The organism is Streptomyces sp. NBC_00669 (assembly GCF_036226785.1).
GTDB lineage: Bacteria > Actinomycetota > Actinomycetes > Streptomycetales > Streptomycetaceae > Actinacidiphila.
The window spans coordinates 8,539,420-8,556,839 of record NZ_CP109018.1 but is presented as its reverse complement, the minus strand read 5'-3'; the positions used below and the strand labels follow the sequence as shown (position 1 = coordinate 8,556,839).

12 protein-coding genes and 1 pseudogene are annotated in these 17,420 nt (G+C 70.7%); 5 read left to right on the top strand and 8 right to left on the bottom strand.

Annotated features, from left to right (window positions below; genetic code table 11):
- Position 1: 1 nt before the first annotated feature.
- Both OG896_RS36090 and OG896_RS36085 read right to left on the bottom strand, forming a co-directional pair.
- A protein-coding gene (locus OG896_RS36090) for an IS5 family transposase (protein ID WP_443057204.1) occupies positions 2 to 933 on the bottom strand; the annotation gives its coding sequence in 2 pieces (ribosomal slippage) (positions 2 to 598 and positions 601 to 933; 930 coding nt in all).
- A 50-nt stretch (positions 934 to 983) separates the two neighbouring features.
- Positions 984 to 1,334, bottom strand: coding sequence for a hypothetical protein (locus OG896_RS36085; RefSeq protein WP_329372171.1), 351 nt, complete (start codon positions 1,332 to 1,334; stop codon positions 984 to 986).
- A gap of 63 nt (positions 1,335 to 1,397) precedes the next feature.
- On the opposite strand from OG896_RS36085, the pseudogene OG896_RS36080 reads away from it, so the two are divergent.
- A pseudogene (locus tag OG896_RS36080) lies at positions 1,398 to 2,017 on the top strand (hypothetical protein); the annotation flags it as partial.
- 93 nt (positions 2,018 to 2,110) lie between these two features.
- Complete coding sequence (locus OG896_RS36075) at positions 2,111 to 2,644, top strand: hypothetical protein (protein ID WP_329372168.1); 534 nt, start codon at positions 2,111 to 2,113, stop codon at positions 2,642 to 2,644.
- Between the two features lie 8 nt (positions 2,645 to 2,652).
- On the opposite strand, the gene OG896_RS36070 is transcribed toward OG896_RS36075, so the two are convergent.
- The 6 genes from OG896_RS36070 to OG896_RS36045 all read right to left on the bottom strand — a co-directional run bounded on the left by OG896_RS36070 (position 2,653) and on the right by OG896_RS36045 (position 9,746).
- Complete coding sequence (locus tag OG896_RS36070) at positions 2,653 to 3,018, bottom strand: hypothetical protein (RefSeq protein WP_329372166.1); 366 nt, start codon at positions 3,016 to 3,018, stop codon at positions 2,653 to 2,655.
- Positions 3,012 to 3,653: a phosphotransferase gene (locus OG896_RS36065; RefSeq protein ID WP_329372165.1), complete on the bottom strand. Its 642-nt coding sequence runs from the start codon at positions 3,651 to 3,653 to the stop codon at positions 3,012 to 3,014. Before OG896_RS36065 ends, OG896_RS36070 begins: the two co-directional genes overlap by 7 nt.
- A 2,127-nt stretch (positions 3,654 to 5,780) precedes the next feature.
- Positions 5,781 to 6,587 (bottom strand): SDR family NAD(P)-dependent oxidoreductase, encoded by an 807-nt coding sequence (locus OG896_RS36060; protein ID WP_329372163.1) that lies wholly within the window; start codon positions 6,585 to 6,587, stop codon positions 5,781 to 5,783.
- A 177-nt stretch (positions 6,588 to 6,764) separates the two neighbouring features.
- Positions 6,765 to 7,514 carry a class I SAM-dependent methyltransferase gene (locus OG896_RS36055; RefSeq protein ID WP_329372162.1) on the bottom strand — a complete coding sequence of 250 codons (750 nt, stop codon included), beginning with the start codon at positions 7,512 to 7,514 and terminating at the stop codon, positions 6,765 to 6,767.
- 224 nt (positions 7,515 to 7,738) lie between these two features.
- Entirely contained in the window at positions 7,739 to 8,542 is an 804-nt protein-coding gene (locus tag OG896_RS36050) for a hypothetical protein (protein WP_329372160.1), read from the bottom strand.
- Positions 8,543 to 8,816: 274 nt separating this feature from the next.
- On the bottom strand, positions 8,817 to 9,746 hold the full coding sequence (locus OG896_RS36045; RefSeq protein ID WP_329372159.1) for a sigma-70 family RNA polymerase sigma factor: 930 nt from the start codon (positions 9,744 to 9,746) through the stop codon (positions 8,817 to 8,819).
- Positions 9,747 to 9,856: 110 nt separating this feature from the next.
- Here OG896_RS36045 and OG896_RS36040 point away from each other — a divergent pair, with 110 nt between their 5' ends.
- The 3 genes from OG896_RS36040 to OG896_RS36030 all read left to right on the top strand — a co-directional run bounded on the left by OG896_RS36040 (position 9,857) and on the right by OG896_RS36030 (position 17,037).
- Positions 9,857 to 10,615 carry an SDR family oxidoreductase gene (locus tag OG896_RS36040; protein ID WP_329372157.1) on the top strand — a complete coding sequence of 253 codons (759 nt, stop codon included), beginning with the start codon at positions 9,857 to 9,859 and terminating at the stop codon, positions 10,613 to 10,615.
- An 869-nt stretch (positions 10,616 to 11,484) separates the two neighbouring features.
- Positions 11,485 to 14,112: a glutaminase domain-containing protein gene (locus tag OG896_RS36035; protein ID WP_329372156.1), complete on the top strand. Its 2,628-nt coding sequence runs from the start codon at positions 11,485 to 11,487 to the stop codon at positions 14,110 to 14,112.
- Between the two features lie 45 nt (positions 14,113 to 14,157).
- Positions 14,158 to 17,037, top strand: a complete 2,880-nt coding sequence (locus OG896_RS36030) for an RICIN domain-containing protein (RefSeq protein WP_329372154.1) — start codon at positions 14,158 to 14,160, stop codon at positions 17,035 to 17,037.
- Positions 17,038 to 17,420: the final 383 nt, after the last annotated feature.

Here is a 17,420-nt window from a genome sequence, read left to right as displayed (position 1 = left end):
ATCATGTGCGGAGCCAGATGGTGAGCGCTGCGGCGGTTGCCGTGCCTAGGTAGACGTAGCGGCGCTTGTCGTAACGGGTGGCCACCGCTCGGTGCTGCTTGAGCCGATTGATGGCGCGCTCGACGGTGTTGCGCTTCTTGTACCGCTCGTCGTCGAAGCTGGGTGGCCGGCCGCCGCGTGAGCCCTTGCGTAGGCGGGCGGCCTGGCTGTCGGTCTTCTCCGGGATCGTGTGCCGGATGCCCCGGCGCCGCAGGTACTCACGACAGGGCCCGTTGCTGTATGCCCTGTCGGCGGCGACGCTGTCAGGCTTCTTGCGAGGCATGCCCGGCCCGAGCTTCGGGACGCGGATCTTCTCCAGCACCGGCTGGAACTGGGTGCAATCCGCCCGCTGGCCTGGGGTGACGATCAGAGACAGCGGGCGGCAGCCGCCGTCCGCGCTCAGGTGGAACTTGGTGGTGAACCCGCCCCGCGACCGGCCCAGGCCCTCACCTCCAGCACCACCTCCACCAGGCGGCCGTGCAGGCTCTGCCATGGTGTTTCGTCCTGATGTTCTGGCCCCTCGGCCCCCTTTGAAACGGGTGCCCGCGGCGGGTCGGTGCGGGCACCCGCCGCATGCTGATGGGCACGAACGATGGTTGAGTCGACCGAAACGTCCCAGTCGATCTCGCCTGCGGCGTCGGCCACGGCCTGGACCTGCTGGAGCAGACGCTCCCACGTCCCGTCGGCCGACCACAGCCGGTGCCGTTCGTAAACCGTCTTCCACGGCCCGAACCGTTCGGGCAGGTCACGCCACTGCACCCCAGTCCGCACCCAGTGCAGAATCCCGTCGATCACCTGCCGGTGATCACGCCACCGGCCACAACGCCTGTTACTGACCGGCAGGAACGGCCGCAGCCGTTCCCACTCGGCATCACTCAGATCACCCCGCCCCATGCCCGTATCAACGGCCTGGACACGCGGCAGTCACGTCGGCCGGACGAGTCCTAGCCGGACGGCCGGATCAGAGCAAACTGCGCACTCATGGCGGGACCAAGGTGGTCGACAAGGCCGTATCCGGGCTGGTCCGGCCACGGCAAGCTGAAGAGGAACGAGGTGACAATCACCGCGCTCACCTCAGGAACATCGCGTCGAAGTTGCTCTTCCAGGAACCGCAACGTGACTCGCCAGTCCGTCCCATCTCCTCCCAGGAACGACGCGACAGTCTCCTGAACCACATCCCAGAAGAACACGTGGGACAGGACACCGTCCTGGTTGAAGACGTGGGACTCAAACAGGCCCTCGAATCCAGGCGAGGCCGCCACCAAATCCCGCACGAGCTGAACATCCTGCTCCACAGCACCCCCCAGTGGCTCAGGATAGATCCACTCCGGCTCCGCACATGATCGGCCGGACAAGGCCTAGCCGGGACCATCCTGTCCGCGATGAGCCACCAGGCCACTTTCCTAGGGGACTTCACCCAGGCCGCAACCCTCGCTCGTGCCGTCCGCATGGGCATCTCCGGCGTTGCGACCCCGACGCTCATGGCCCAGTTCCACGCCATGGAAGCGCGAGCACTTGCCGAACCGGCGACCGGCACGCCTGCGAACTCGCCCTGGCCGAGGCCGCACCGCATCTCGACCGCCGCAACGACGGCGACGAACCCGAGTGGATCACCTACTTCGACGAGGCCGAACTCGCCGCCGAAGCCGCCCACTGCTTCCGCGACGTCAACAGCGCCCGCCAGGCTGTCGAGCACGCCCGCAACGCCATGAGCGGCAGCCACGTCCGATCCGACTTCTTCGCCACCATGGTGCTGGCTGACGCGCACCTTCGAGCCGGCGAGTTGGAGGAAGCGTGCCGTGTCACGCTGGACGCGCTGGACCTGGGCGAGCAACTGAGGTCGGCCAGGTGCGTCAGCTATCTCGCCGAGTTCCGGATCGCGCTGGCTCCGCACGCCAAGAGCAGCGCCGTCCGAGATCTGGTGGAACAGGCGGGCGAGCACCGCTTGTGGCTGGCTGCCGGCGCAAGGTCCGAGTGACCGGGCGCTCCAGGACGTCGTTTCCTATGGCGACCCTGCCGTTATCGTGCCTGACTGTTACTCCAACAGGGCTGACTACGAACTGGGGGGCTTGTGCACGAGACGTTCGACGTCGCCGGGGAGGCGCTGTGTTGCGCGGCGGCCATCCGGCTGGGCGGAGCTGCACAGGTACTGACGGAAGGCGCCGGCCTGGTCGGCCGCTATAGCCGGATCATGTCCGGAGTGGCGAACATCGTGTCGTTTCTTGACGGTCGAGAGCTCGACGACGAGCTGCTCGGCTCTGCGTTTGCCGAGAGTTGGTCTCTGGATGCCAGGTACCCGGCAGAACTTGCGGGGCATGACTTCGTCAGAGGCTGGAGCATTGTGGTGTTTGTCGTAGTCGCGCTGACGAAGCAGAAGCAGCAGGACATAGCGGCAGCGCAGGGACTCGACTTGGCGTCGGAGGCGGTGGCAGCTTGGCCGTCCGCCATCAGTATCGGATCATTCGACAGCCTCGCCCGCTTCGAGCTGTCCTGCCAGCAGGAGGCAGAAGACCAACTTCGGAGGAACGGTCTGCCAGCTCTGTGGACACTGGCGGAAGCCCAGTCGGAACCTTACCGTCAAGCCGCAGAAGGGCTCGTTAGGTAGTCGCGATCTCAACCGCTGAGTCCACTCCACTGGACTGTCATCGGGAGCATCCAGCCTTCGCCATCTGCGGCCTCAGAACACGGCCCAGTCGCGCCGGCTGCCGTTCGTCCGATGGGCTCCACCCGTCGTACGAACTCCTCGGCGGCTCGCGACTCAGCCGCAGCCTTTCCACCCATCCACGGGGTCATCGTCAGCTCGCGCACGTCGGCGAGGACCGGATAGCCCGGCCAGTTCATCAGGTCAAAGCCGTAGTGATGGACAAAGGACTCGTACTGCTCACGCGTGTGCCAGCCGTAGCGGTCGTAGTAGACGGCAGTGAGGACAAGGTCCCACTCGCGAGGGGCCAGGGCAAAACCGTCGAGGTCGATCAGCACCGCGCGGCGGAACGGTCACGGAGGATGTTCCCGATGTTCGCGTCTCCGTGGATCAGCCCGAACGGCAGCACGAAGTCGAGCCGACCGTAGTCCTTCTCCAGACGGTCAGCACGCTCAGCGAGGAACTTGACGTCCTCGGGTTGCACGCCCGCGCTCAGGCCCCGCAGAGACGAACGCACCTTCGCGAAGGGATCGAAGTACGGCAACTCCAGTGACTCCGGCTCCTCAAGCCAGTGCAGCCGCTTGAGCAGGTCGGCGAGTTCCGTGACGCTCGCGTACTCCTCGTCGTCCTGGACGCTCTCCCAGAAGGTGACCACGCGCCCGCCCACGACAAGCGGCTGCGCCACGTCGGCCACGACCCTGTTCGCGGGGAAGCCCTCTGCCGCCGGCCATCGCGCGACACGGACGGCCCGCTGCATCTCGGCGAGGGCGTCAGGGTCGGCCGCGATACGTACGATCACGCGCAGGTCGGACAAGTTGTAGACCGCGTGGGACCCGAGCCGGACCAATCGCGCCCCCGCAGGGTCCAACCCGGCCGTAGCACAGGCTTCTTCGAGCACCGCGAGCGTTGCCTCCGCGGTGAAGCCCGCAGCCCCGCCATCTGCCATGCCACCGCCAGAGGCGCCGCTCGCCATACAACCGACGCTACGGCCCACCTCCCGCACCTGACAGGTGGTTCGCGTCGTAGGGACATATTGATCACGCCGCCCTGAACTGCCTCACAGTCCTTCCACCCAGCTCAACAGCCGACAAACGGCAACAGCTTGCCCGCTCAAGAGCCGTGTGCCCAGGCTCGAATCGTGCCGAGCGGGACACGGCACCCGCTGCGCGCTTGCCGTGCTTCCTTCACCACCGTTCGCACGCCTCCCGAGGCGGTTGCCCCGCTGCGATCGTGGCAGCGGAACCTGTGCCCATCGTCAGCCTGAGAGGAGCAACCGTGGGAGAGCGCCAGCCGAAATGCCACGCCCTTACGCTGAAGGGGACGAGTTGCCAGCGTCCAGCGAAGAAGGGTTCATCACGCTGTCAGGATCATCAAGGCGCGTGGTCGGCACACGAGGCGAACAAGCGCCGCGCAGCCGGCAAGAAGACCACCAAGAAGAAGCGCTGACGCATCGTTGTCGCTCTGGACAAGCAAAGTCAGACTGATGGCATACCTCCCAGCGTCTCATCCGGTATCCAAGTTCGTTCCTCGATCGCTACTGAGGGAATGGTGGATACCGACCACGACCGTGAGAGTCTGCTGGAGCGGCTGAACCGGGCACTACGCCTGCCCGAGGACTTCGGCGGCCTCCAACGGTGGTGCGCCTCCTCGATCGACTCGCGGCGGTCGAACCGAGCCGCGGGGCCCACGTGTGGATTCCCGACACGAACGCGCGCCTGGCTCCGTCAACGATGCTGAGGCAGGGCTTTCCCGACGCGGATGTCCATGTCGTCGCGTCCCTGTACGGGGAGGATGCTCACCGCCGGGGTTGGCTCCGGCTGGACCGTACGCTTACGCCCGCCGAGCACTCGGCCGTCGTCGACACCGCTACGTCCTGGTCGAGGAACAACCGCTCACTGCAAGAGGTCGTGGCCGAGTTCGGCCCACCGTCTGTCACCTTTGGCTCCACGGAGCCGGACCGTCCCAAGACCGTCAGCTACGCCACCTCCGACCGCGCGGCCGCTGTCGTCGCCTTTCACCTCGGCTCCGCACAGCCGGAGACAGATACAGGTTCAGGCAAGGGACCATGGACCAGCCCGGCCCTGCTCACGGTCCGCGTCCACGACGACTTCTTCGGCGGATGGGAAATCACGCCAGTCGGAGAGAGTCAATTCGGCTGCGCGTTGATGCTCAGAGCCCGTCGATCACGTTCTAGGGGCGTAATGATCACGCCCCGCTCGCCACCAGAATCGGCTCCCGCCCAGCTCCGTGCCACGCAAACAGCAACGGCTCCCCCAGCCTCCGGAGCCGTGCGCGCAGGTTCGAACCCAGCCGTGGGCCCTTCGCAGGAACCGGGCACGGCAGGCCGTCGAGCACGAGGGCAGTGCGATGAGCGGCAACCCCGTGCGTTCCGGCTTCGTCGCCACCATGGTGCTCGCCGACGCCCACCTCCGGGCCGGCGACCTGGACGGATCATCCCGGGTGGCCCTGAATGCTCTCGACCTCGGGGAACAGCTCCGCTCGGCCCGGTGGGTGAGCTACCTCAGCGAGTTCCGTAGGGCGCTGGGCCCACACCCTGATCCCGCCGCCGAGCGGGACCTGACACCCCCGCAGCTGTGGTGCCAGGAGGACCATCCCCGCGGGTGCGGGGAGCACACACGCTCGCGGTACAGGTCGGTGTGCCGGTCGGGGCCATCCCCGCGCGTGCGGGGAGCACGGCGGTGTCCATCAGCTCGTACAGGGTTGACCGGGACCATCCCCGCGCGTGCGGGGAGCACACTTTCTGACCTGGCACTCTAGCGGCCTACGGGGTCGGATTCTGCAACTTCCGCCGACTCTGACATGTCGGCCATAACGGATGAAGCTTCCACATCGCCCCAAGCATGCCAAGGTTGGCGGGACGTCACTCACGCACGGCATGCGTGAAGGTCCGGGGGTCTCGTACGGCACCCGCCTACGTCGTAGGGGCGTAATGATCACGCCTCGGCTCGCCCCCAGAACCGGCTCCCGGCCAGCTCCGCGCCCGGCAACCGCCCCCCGATCCACGGACCGGCGACCGGTGATCGGAGGGGGCCGAGCCGAGAGGGGGTGGACCGGCGGGGCGGCGGGGCGGGCGCTTCCGTCAGACGCTCTTCTGGAACCCCGCGTCCACCGCGAAGTCGGCGCCTATCGTGCTGGCCGACCGCGGCGAGGCCAACAGCAGTACGGCGTCGGCGACCTCCCGCGGATCGATCAGGCGTCCCGTCAGCTGCCCCATCATCTGCGGGGCCACGGTCTGCATGACGGCGTCACGGTCGGCGCCGGCCATGCCCGCGATGATGTCCGCGGCTCCTCCCTTCTCCGTCCACCACGCGGTCAGCACCGCACCCGGGGAGACCGTGTTGAACCGGATTCCCCGGGGGCCGAACTCCTCCGACAGGACCTTCGTGAGGTTGGACAGCGCGGCCTTCGCGGCTCCGTACTCGATGTTGACGCTCGCGGGCTGACGGGCCAAACCGGTGGAGACGTTGACGACCGAGCCGCCGCCGCGCTCGACCAACCGCGGAATCGCGGCGCGGATCATGCGTACGACCGAGAACAGGTTGAACTCGAAGATTGCCTGCCACTCGGCGTCGTCACCGTCGAAGAACCCCGTGCGGGGCATGGCGATTCCGGGCGGCGGCCCGCCCGCGTTGTTCACCAGGACGTCGAGCCCGCCGAAGTGGTCGACCGCGCGGTCCACGACCCGGCCCGGCGCCCGCGGGTCCATCAGATCGGCCGGCACGTGGAGGAGGCCGGGTCCCGCGAGTTCCTCCAGTTCCGGCGACGTCCGGCGGGAGACCGCCACCACCTTCGCGCCCTCCGCCAGCAACGACCGCGTGACGGCGAGCCCGATGCCCTTCGACGCGCCGGTGACGACGGCGACTCGGTCCACAAGTTCCAGATCCACGATTGCCCCTGCTCCTCTTGCTGTTCCGGGCGGTTCGTGGATCATGCTGCTCGGGCGGAGGCGCGGACGCTGGCACGATTCGGACGTCGCATCGCCTGGGCGACACCTGCGCGTCACGGCACCTGCGCGTCACGGCACCCGCACGTCACGGCACCCGCACGTCACAGCACCTCCGCGTCACGGCACCTCGACGACGAAGAACAGGAAGCCGGGCGTGGTCAAAAGGCCCTGGTAACCGTCGGGGAACAGGTCGCGGCCGGCCGGGTCGGGCTGCGGCTCGCTGATGACGGACAGCCGGAAGCCGGCGGCGGTGAAGGCGTCGGTCATCGCGTGCAGCGGCTTGCGCCAGAGCCTCATCGGGGCGGGCTGCCCGCCGAGCACCCAGGTGAAGGAGTACTCGCCGCTCGCGAAGTAGTCGGGCCGCGGCTCCCGATGCGTGTAGGCGACGAACGGGTGGTCCACCGACGCGATCAGCCGGCCGCCGGGCCCGAGCACGCGCCGTATCTCGGCCAGCGTCGGCCCCCAGTCCTCCAGGTAGTGCAGGACCAGGGACGCGACCACGTCGTCGAACGCGCCGTCGGCGAACGGCAGCGGGCCGGCCAGATCGACCACGTGCAGGGGCGTGCCGTCGCCCAGCCGGCGCCGGGCCAGCGCGAGCATCCCGGCACTGGAGTCGATGCCGGTGACCAGGGCGCCGCGCTCGCGCAGCGCGGCGGACAGGGGCCCCGAGCCGCAGCCGGCGTCCAGTATCCGGCGGCCGGCCACCTCTCCGGCGAGATCCAGGATCGCGGGCCGCTCGTAGTACGCGTTCACGAGGTTGTCCTCGTTCTCCGCGGCGTACGCCTCGGCGAAGCTGTCGTAGTCGTTCACCACGGTCGGGTCGGCGGGCTGGGCACGATCCTCGGGCACATCGCTGACGTGTTCCATCGTCGCAGGCTACTGCCGCGAACGGCCCCCAGGATCAAGGCCGGTACCCAGTTCACCCGGTTCACCTGGTTCACCCGGTTCACCCGGTTCGCCCGGCGCCCCCGACCGCCGATGTCGACGCTCGCGGGCGGGCGGGCAAGAGACCGGCGGGCAAGAGGCCGGCTGGCAAGGCCGGCGAGCGAGGCCAGCAGGCGACGCTCCCGGCCCGGATCAACCGCCCGACGTCAGCAGTGCCCGCGCAGCCGCACCAGCACGGTGTCACCCGGCAGCCCGGCGAGGTAGCGTTCGGTGTCCGGCCCGACCGGCGGCGCGGTGTGGCCGCAGTCCAGGGGATCGCAGGAGCCGTGCACCGAGGCCCCGTTCGGCTCGATCCACCAGCCGTCCGGCGTGAGCACGTCTTCCTGCCGCACGGGGTCGGCCGTCGGCCGGTGCCTCCGGAGGTAGTCCGCCCGGTCGCCCCGGAACCCGATCACCGGGTGCTCGGACGGATGCGGGTAGCCCAGAAATCCCTGTCCCAGGCTGAACGGGTGGTCCAAGTACGCCCGGATCAGCGGCTGTTCCCGGTACGCGGCGAACATCGCGTCCCCGTACGGGTCGTCGGGGAACGCCTGCGGATCGGCCTCCGCCCGGCGCAGGAAGTCCGCCAGGGGCAGCGCGGGCGGATGGACGGCCGACAGTTCGTGCCACAGGTCCCACGATGCCGCGCGCGCCCGCTCGGCGCTGGCCCGGGGGTCGCCGAAGTCGAGCAGTGCGCGCGCTCCCCCGGCGCACACCCCTGGCACGTTCGGCAGCGCAGTGCCGTCCCGGCCGGAGGTGTCGTGGAGCAACCGGGGGTCGTCGAAATGCCCCTCGGCCACGGCGAATCCGTGTCCGTCGCTGCCGCCCGCGATCCGCCACCTGTCCCACATGCCGCGGTCGGGCGGGTTGTCGGCGTTCAGGTCGAACGGCGCCAGGGCGGCGTCCAGCGCCGCCTCCACATCGCCCTCGGCCTCGGCCGGCAGACACACGGTCACCGACATTCCCGCCATCGCGGTCCCCTCATCCTTCCGCGCTCTTCCGCCTCCGCCGCCCGGAACGTGGGGCTCGGCCGCGTTCGGGAGAACCGCCGTCCGCCCCGGCGGCTCAGCGAGCGGTCACCCGGGGCGCGAGTCCCGTGCGCACGAGACGGACGGCGCAGGGCACACGCCGCCCGCCGAAGGCAGGAGGCGAGGCTCACGCGCAGAGCGCCGCGGGCACGAGAGCGCCGCGGGCACGAGAGTGCCCCGTACGACCGGCCGCCGGCAAGGGATTTCCCGGCACGGCCTACCCCTCCAGGACCCCGAACCGCATGTCGCGCAGGCGCTCCGGGTCCGCGACGACGTCGATCGCGGTGATCCGGCCGCCGTCGACCGTGAACGCGAGCGCCAGCACGAGCCGGCCGAGCGGCGCCATCACCAGCCCCACCGAGCCGTCGACGAGCGCCGGCGCGCTGAACGGCACCCGGGCCGCCGCCGCGAACGCCCCCTGGGAGACGTGCCGCGCCCCGCGCAGGACGACGGGCTCGGGCGTCGGCACCACCTGGCGGTCCGCGCGCAGCACCACGTCCGGGTCGAGCAGCTCGACCAGCGCCTGGAGGTCGCCGCCGCGGGCAGCGGCCAGGAACGCCTCGACCACCCGCCGTTGACCGGCCCGCGCGGCCGCTTCTGCCTCGGACGGCGACTCGGCCGCCGTGCCGCCCCGTACCCGGCGCCGGGCGCGGCTGGCGAGCTGCCGGGCCGCGGTCGGCGACCGCTCGATCATCGGGCCGATCTCGTCGAACGGCATCGCGAACAGGTCGTGCAGCACGAACGCGACGCGCTCCGCGGGCGCCAGCGTGTCCAGCACCACGAGCATCGCCAGCCCGACCGATTCGGCGAACACCGCCTCGTCCTCGGGGTCGGGCCCGTCCTCCCGATGTCCGGGCGCGGCCGCGTCCGCGCCACCGGCTCCCGCCCCGGGCAGGTGCGCCTCCAGGGGTTCTTCGCGCCGCGACTCGCGGGCACGCAGCATGTTCAGGCAGATCCGCGTGACGATCGTGGTCAGCCAGCCAGGCAGGTTCGCGATCCCGTCCGTGCCGGCCCGGCTCGCCCGCAACCACGCCTCCTGAAGGGCGTCCTCGGCCTCGCTCGCCGAGCCCAGCATGCGGTAGGCGATGCCGCGCAGCCGCCCCCGCTCCCCCTCGAAACGCTCCGCGAAAGCGGCGTCGTCCTCCATCGGCCCGTCCCCCGTCACGTTCCTCGATCGCCGCGTGTCAACACCATAGACCTCCGAAAACCGGGAGGTCAGCCGGGCGCCGCCCGGGTCGGGACGACTTCGGAGAAGCCATGACCTCAGCCATTCTGCTCACCGGCGGTACGGGCACGCTGGGCCGGCACGTGACGCCGCTGCTGTGCGCCGCCGGGTACAAGGTGCGCAGCCTCAGCCGGCAGGCCCGGCCGGACACGGACGGAGTCGAGTACGTCGTCGGCGACCTGCTCAAGGACGAGGGGATCGAGCCGGCCGTGGCCGGCGCCGAGGTCGTCCTGCACCTGGCGGGCAGCGCCAAGGGCGACGACGCGGCGACCCGGAACCTCGCGCGAGCGGCCGCCCACGCCGGGGTACGGCACCTCGTGTGCATCTCGGTGATCGGCGCGGACAAGGTCCCGATCGGCTACTTCCGCGCCAAGCTCGGCGCCGAGCGTGCGGTGGCCGACTCCGGGGTGCCATGGACGGTGCTGCGCGCCGCGCAGTTCCACGACCTGACGTTGACCGCCGTGCGGGCGCTGGCGAGGCTGCCGCTGGTCCCCGCGCCGGGCGGCCTGCGGCTCCAGCCGGTCGACGCCCGCGATGTGGCCGCGCGGCTGGTGGAGTTGGCCGGGGGCGACCCGGCCGGCCTGGTCGCGGGCCTGGCCGGCCCGCGCGTGTACACGATGGCGGATCTGACCCGCGGCTATCTCCAGGCCCGCGGCAAGCGCCGCCCGATGTTCCCCGTGCGCGTCCCCGGCGGCCCCGGCCGCGCCTACCGCGCCGGCGCCAACCTCGACCTCGACGCCGACAAGGGCACCCGGAGCTGGGAGGACTTCCTCGCCGAGCGGGTGCGGTGACGCCAGGCCCCCACCGGAACACCGAACACCGAACACCGGAACACCCGCGGCTACCGCGGAGCCCCCGCGGCCCCGAAGCCCCGAAGCCCGGGAGCCGTAAGCCCGTAAGCCCCGGAAAATCGTGGGCGGAGCCGCCTGACATCGGCCCCGCCCACGGGTCATGAGAGCAGCGTCCAGCCCCACACCACGCTGCCGTCGCCACCCGCGTGACAACGTTGTCAAACTATACGCCGTCCGCACCGGAAATGGATAGTCCTCATTGTTCGCCCCGCGGGACCCCGGACCCCCGGGAGCCCGGCGACAAGGGCAAGCAAAAGGGGTGAGCCCGACGCTTGTCAACGGAACCGTGCGAATTCCCGGACCGCCCCGGCAGGAGTCACAGCGGGGGTCGCCGCGCAGGTCACAGCCGGGGCCGCCGCGGCGGGGGCGGCGCCGGGCGGCGGGCAGTCGCGCCGGGGAGCCGCCCGGCACCGTCGCGCGGCACGGCCGCGTGGCGCACGACCGCCGGCGCCGGGCGGCGGCTCCCACCCGCCGCGCGGGCCCGTTTTTGCGCACGTTGTAAACCGCCGGACCGCCGCTCTCCGCGGCGCGCGACCGCACCCGCGCGGACGTGCGGTGATGCTGAGGTGACGCCTGCTCACGGCGTGAACGTCCGGGGCGACTTCTGCGCGGGGTATGGACAGGCCCAACCTCAAGTGCTGTCATGCCGGTTGGCGCCCTTCTTTGCAACGTTGGAACAGCACGACGCCGGGCCTCAGCGGCCGGTGCGCACCCCTCCGCGTGTCCCCGTGCCCCCCACCTCCGTGCTCCTCCGTGCCCCCACCTCCGTTCCCCCCACTTCCGCGCCCCTCCCGCAGAAACGGATCACCGTGACCTCCGACGACACCCGGTCCCCCCACCCCGGACGCCGTGAACTCCTCGCGTGGGCAGGCGCGTTGACCGCGGCCGCCGCGACCGGAGGCTGGCTGACCGCAGGCACCGCCGCGGCCGCCACCGCCAACGCCGCCGCACCGGGCGCGGCCCCGCTCGGCGCCCACGCGGCAGCCGCCGCGCCCGCCTCCACGTTCGCGCCGCTGCGGCCGCCCGCCGTACCGCTGGCGGTCCGCTCGCCCTACCTCTCGACCTGGCTGCCCGCCGACAACCTCGCCGGCACCTGGTCCACCTTCTGGAACGGCCACGTCACCGCGCTGTGCGGCCTGGCCCGGATCGACGGCGCCGCCTACGTCTTCGCCGGCGCCCCCAGCCTCCCCGACGGTCCCGCCCTCACGCCGATGACGCAGGTCTCGCTCGAACTGACCGCCACCCGCTCCGTGTACCGACTCAGCGGCGGCGGCGTGACGTTGACCGTCACGTTCCTCTCCCCCGTCGACCTCGGCGACCTGCGGCGCCAGTCGGTGCCGCTGTCGTACGTCACCGTGCGGGCCGAGAGCGGCGACGGGCAGCCGCACGCGGTGGACGTGCACCTGGACGTGTCGGGCGAGTGGGTGCACGGCGACACCTCCACGCCGATCACGTGGGCACAGCAGCAGGCCGGCGCGATGACCGTGCTCACCGCGCAGCCGGCGACGCCGGGCGTACTCCAGGAGAACGGCGACCAGGCGTCCTGGGGGCAGTTGGTGCTCGCCGCGTCCACCGGCTCCGGGGTGACCTGGCAGATCGGGCAGGACACGGTGGTGCGGGCCGCGTCGGCGGGCGGCGGGCAGCTGGCCGGGACCGTCGACAGCGGGCAGCCGCGGGCGATCAGCGACCGCTGGCCGGTACTCGGCCTGAACCGCGACTTCGGCACGGTCCAACCCGGCACGCCGTCCGCGGAGTTCACCGCGACGCTGGGGCATGTCCGTACTCCGGCGGTGAGTTACCTCGGCACGCAGTTGCAGCCGTGGTGGACGCACTACTGGTCGTCGTGGACGGACATGGTGCAGTGGTTCGACGCCGACCACGCCGCGGCGCTGTCGGCGGCGACCGCGCTCGACCAGCGCGTGCACGACGACGCGGCCGCGGCGGTGGGCGGCGGCACCACCGGCGAGCACTACGCGGCGGTGTGCGCGCTGGCGCTGCGGCAGGCGGTGGCGGGCACCGAGCTGGTGGACCGGGGCGGCAGCCCGTGGGCGTTCCTGAAGGAGATCTCCTCCGACGGGAACATGTCGACGATCGACCTGGTCTACCCGGCGTTCCCGGCCTACCTGTACCTGTCCCCCGACTACCTGCGGCTGCTGCTGGAGCCGCTGCTGGACTACCCCGAACACGGCGGCTGGCCCAAGGAGTTCGCCGAGCACGACCTGGGCTCCTCCTACCCCAACGCCACCGGGCACAACGACGGTGACGAGGAGGACATGCCGGTCGAGGAGTCGGCGAACACGCTGATCATGGCGGCCGCGCTGATCCAGCGGCTGCCGGCCGCGGACGCGTCGTCGTTCGCCACGGCCCACTACCCGATCCTGCGGCAGTGGGCGGAGTACCTGACGGCGAACGCGCTCGACCCGGGGTTCCAGAACCAGACCGACGACTTCACCGGGTTCATCGCGCACAGCGCCAACCTCGCGTTGAAGGGCATCATCGGGATCGGCGCGATGGGCGTGGTGGCGGCTGCCGCGGGCAACGGCTCCGACGCCGCGCACTACGCGACCGTCGCGCGCGGTTACGTCAGCCAGTGGACGACGCTGGCCGCGGACTCCTCCGGCGCGCACCTCAAGCTCGCCTACGACCAGGACGGCACCTGGAGCCTGAAGTACAACGGCTTCCCCGACCGGCTGCTCGGCCTGGACCTGGTGCCGACCGGCACCGCCGCGCGGGAGGCGGCGTGGTACGCCTCGCAGGCCGGCGGGTACGGCGTGGTCCTCGATCCGCGCAACGACTACACCAAGGGCGACTGGGAGTTGTGGACGGCCGCGTGGCTGGCCGACCACGGCGGCATCCGTGACGCGCTGGTCGAGGGGGTGTACGGATTCGCCGACACCACGCCGCAGCGGGTGCCGTTCAGCGACTGGTACACCGTGGCGAGCGCGGCGCAGCGCGGCTTCCAGTGCCGGCCGGTGGTCGGCGGGATGTTCGCGCTGGTGCTGCCGCCGGCCGCGTCGACGGTGGTCTGGTGCCGTATCCAGAACCAGAACTCCGGGAAGGTGCTGGCCGTTTCCGGCATGTCGCTGGCGGACTCCGCGGAGGTCACGCAGTACGCCGACAACGGCACCGCCGACCACGTCTGGACGTTGCTGGACAACGGCGACGGCACGGTGCGGATCGCCAACCGCAACAGCGGGAAGGTGCTGGCCGTCCATGACCAGAGCCTGGACGACGGCGCGCACGTGCAGCAGTACCAGGACAACGGCACGCCCGACCACGTCTGGCGGATCGTCGACAACGGCGACGGCTGGTCGAAGATCGTGAACGTGCGGTCGGGGAAGCTGCTCGCCGTGGACGGTGCCTCCACCGCCGACGCGGCCCAGGTCACCCAGTGGACGGACAACGGCACCACCGACCACCTCTGGCGCCTGATCTGATCCGGGCCGCCCTCACCCCCCACCTCGACAGCAGGGAGCACGTCCATGGATCGTCGTACCTTCCTTCGCGGCGGCGCGGTCGCCCTCGGCACCGTGGCGTTCGCCGGCCGCATGGTCACCTCCTCCTGGGCCGCTGCCGGCGGCGGTCCGGGGGTGGTGCTGGTCGGTGACACCTCCGGCGGCGGCCTGTACCACCCGTATCCCGCCGGCCTGACCCGCACGCCGTTCCTGAAGCTGCCCACCGGCAGCGTCACCGCGTCGGGCTGGCTGGCGCAGCAACTCGCCCTGGAGGCTGACGGGATAGCCGGCCGCTACGACGAGGTGTCGCACTTCCTGGACACCTCCAGCACCGGGTGGTTCCACCCGGATCAGGTCGGCTGGGAGGAAGTGCCCTACTGGGTGCGGGGGTTGACAGGTCTGGCCGGGGTGACCGGGGACGCCGGCCTGCGCGCGAAGGCCGACACGTGGGTGAACGGCGTGCTGGCCACCGGGCAGCCGGACGGCTTCTTCGGCCCGACGTCGCTGCGCACCTCGCTCGGCGGCGGCCCGGACTTCTGGCCGTTCATGCCGATGCTCCAGGCGCTGTGCACGTATCAGGAGTACACCGGCGACAGCCGCATCGTGCCGTTCCTGACGAAGTTCTTCGGCTACCAGAACACCTTCGGCGCCTCGGCGTTCAACCAGAGCTGGGGCTCGGTGCGTTGGGCGACGACGCTGCACTCGCTGCACTGGCTGTTCGCCAGGACCGGGGACGGCATGCTGCTCGACCTGGCCGACAAGATCCACCAGTACAGCGCGAACTACGTGAACAACCTGCCGTCGCTGCACAACGTGAACCTGGCGCAGGGCTTCACCGAGCCGGCCTTCGCCGCGCTGCGCGGGGACGCGTCGCTGACGCAGGCGTCGTACCAGGACTACGCGACGATCCAGGGCACCTACGGGCAGTTCAGCGGCGGCGGGTTCGCCGGGGACGAGAACGCCCGTCCCGGGTACGGCGATCCGCGGCAGGGCTTCGAGACCTGCGGGATCGTCGAGTACATGCAGAGCTTCGAGTCGATGGCGCGGATGACCGGCGACCCCAGCTGGGCCGACGGCACCGAGACGCTGGCGTTCAACTCGCTGCCGGCCGCGATGGAACCGGGGCACACCGCGCTGCACTACGCCACCGCCGCCAACCAGGTGCAGTTGGACGACTACGACAAGACCCTGCACCAGTTCGACAACACCTTCTCGATGCAGGCGTACCTGCTCGGCGTGGACAAGTACCGCTGCTGCCCGCACAACTACGGCCAGGGCTGGGCGTACTTCACCGAGAACGCCTGGCTGGCGACGGCGGACAACGGCCTGGCCGCGGTGCTCTACGCGCCGACGAAGGTGACCGCGAAGGTGGGCTCGGGCGGCACCGCGGTGACGGTCACCGAGACGACGAACTACCCGTTCACCGGCAGCGTCTCGCTGGCGCTGGCGATGTCCGGCAGCGCCGCCTTCCCGCTCTACCTGCGGGTCCCGGCCTGGTGCGAGGCCCCGTCGGTGAAGGTCAACGGCGCCTCGGTGAGCGCGTCCGGCGGCGCCGGGTACGTGGCGGTGAACCGCACCTGGACCGGCGGCGACACGGTCACCGTCACCTTCCCGATGGCGGTCGCCACCACCACCTGGACGCAGAACCACGACTCGCTGTCGGTGCACCGCGGCCCGCTGACGTACGCGCTGAGGATCGGCCAGAACTTCCTGCGCCACAACGACCCGTCCTCGCACTGGGCGGAGTACCAGGTCTTCCCGACCTCCGCGTGGAACTACGGCCTGGTGCCGGGCACGTTCACGGCCACCAGCACCGGGGCGAGCGGCAACCCGTTCACGCCGGAGGGCACGCCGGTGGCGATGACCGCGCAGGCCAAGGCGATCCCCAACTGGCAGGCGGACACCCAGGACGTGGTGACCACGCTCCAGCCGAGCCCGGTGGACACCTCGGAGCCGGCCACCACGGTGACGCTGATCCCGATGGGCGCTGCCGCGCTGCGCATCACCTCCTTCCCGACGGTCGGCGCCGGCGGCCGCCCCTGGCAGCTGCCGGCCACCCCCACCGCTTCCTGGTGCTTCTCCGGCGACACCGTGAACGCCCTCAACAGCGCCTACACGCCGAGCAGTTCCTACGACCAGTCGCATCCGCGGTTCACCTGGTGGGACCACACCGGCAGCAGCGAGTGGGTGCAGTACGGCTACTCCGCGCCGGTGACGGTCTCGGGCGCGTCGGTCTACTGGTACGACGACACCGGGCACGGCCAGTGCCGGGTGCCGGCGTCCTGGCACGTGGAGTACCAGGCGGGTGACGGGTCCTGGCAGCAGGTGGCCGGCGCGGGTGACTACGGCACGGCGCTCGACGGCTTCAACTCCGTGGCGTTCACGCCGGTGACGACGGCGGCGGTGCGGGTGGTGGCGCAGCTCGCGCCGGGGGTGTCCGCGGGCATCCTGCAATGGGATGTGACGGCGCGTCAGGCGATCGTGGACGGCGGCACCTGGTACCGGGTGCAGAACAAGAACAGCGGCAAGGTGCTGGGCGTGGACGGCATGTCCACCGCGGACAGCGCGAACGTGGTGCAGTTCACCGACAACGGAACCGCCGACCACGACTGGCAGTTCACCGAGGTGGGCGACAACCGCTTCACGGTGAAGAACCGCAACAGCGGGCTGCTGCTGGCCGTCGCGGGCGCCTCGCAGGCCGACAGCGTCCAGGTGCAGCAGTACCACGACAACGGAACCGCGGACCACTACTGGCATCTGATCGACAACGGCGACGGCTGGTTCCGGGTCCGCAACGGCAACAGCGGGCTGGTGCTGGGCGTGGACGGCATGTCCACCGCCGACAGCGCGCAGGTGGTGCAGTTCGAGGACAGCCGGACCGACGACCACCTGTGGCGCTTCCTGTAGGAGGCGCGCGAAGCGGTACGGCGACCGCGCGAGGAGTGCGGGGAGCGCGGGGAGTGCGGCGAGGAGCGGGCGGGACGGGAGGGGGGAGCGCCGGCGGCGGAGGCACCACCGCCGGCGCCCGTCAGTGGATCACACATCGGCGGCGCACCGGGGCGTACAACGATGTAAAGCCGGGCAGGGAAATGACAGCACGACAGCGGGATCGTGTCCAGTCCACGCGGCAAAGAAACCCGGGTCCTGGCTGAGTCGTACGGGACTCTTGACACGTGGTCGTCAATCCCCCAAGGTCCTCTACATCGTTGTAAAGGACGCGCTGTCCGGCGTCCCGTGCTCGCCCCGTCCGTGCAGCACCGCTGCGCTTTGCACCCCCCATTTCTTCCCGC

Excerpts from the sequence above, each read along its gene's own strand:
- OG896_RS36065 (WP_329372165.1), bottom strand. The coding sequence starts at position 3,653 with ATGGCGAGCGGCGCCTCTGGCGGTGGCATGGCAGATGGCGGGGCTGCG.
- OG896_RS36055 (WP_329372162.1), bottom strand. The coding sequence starts at position 7,514 with ATGGAACACGTCAGCGATGTGCCCGAGGATCGTGCCCAGCCCGCCGAC.
- OG896_RS36050 (WP_329372160.1), bottom strand. The coding sequence starts at position 8,542 with ATGGCGGGAATGTCGGTGACCGTGTGTCTGCCGGCCGAGGCCGAGGGC.
- OG896_RS36045 (WP_329372159.1), bottom strand. The coding sequence starts at position 9,746 with ATGGAGGACGACGCCGCTTTCGCGGAGCGTTTCGAGGGGGAGCGGGGG.
- OG896_RS36040 (WP_329372157.1), top strand. The coding sequence starts at position 9,857 with ATGACCTCAGCCATTCTGCTCACCGGCGGTACGGGCACGCTGGGCCGG.
- OG896_RS36030 (WP_329372154.1), top strand. The coding sequence starts at position 14,158 with ATGGATCGTCGTACCTTCCTTCGCGGCGGCGCGGTCGCCCTCGGCACC.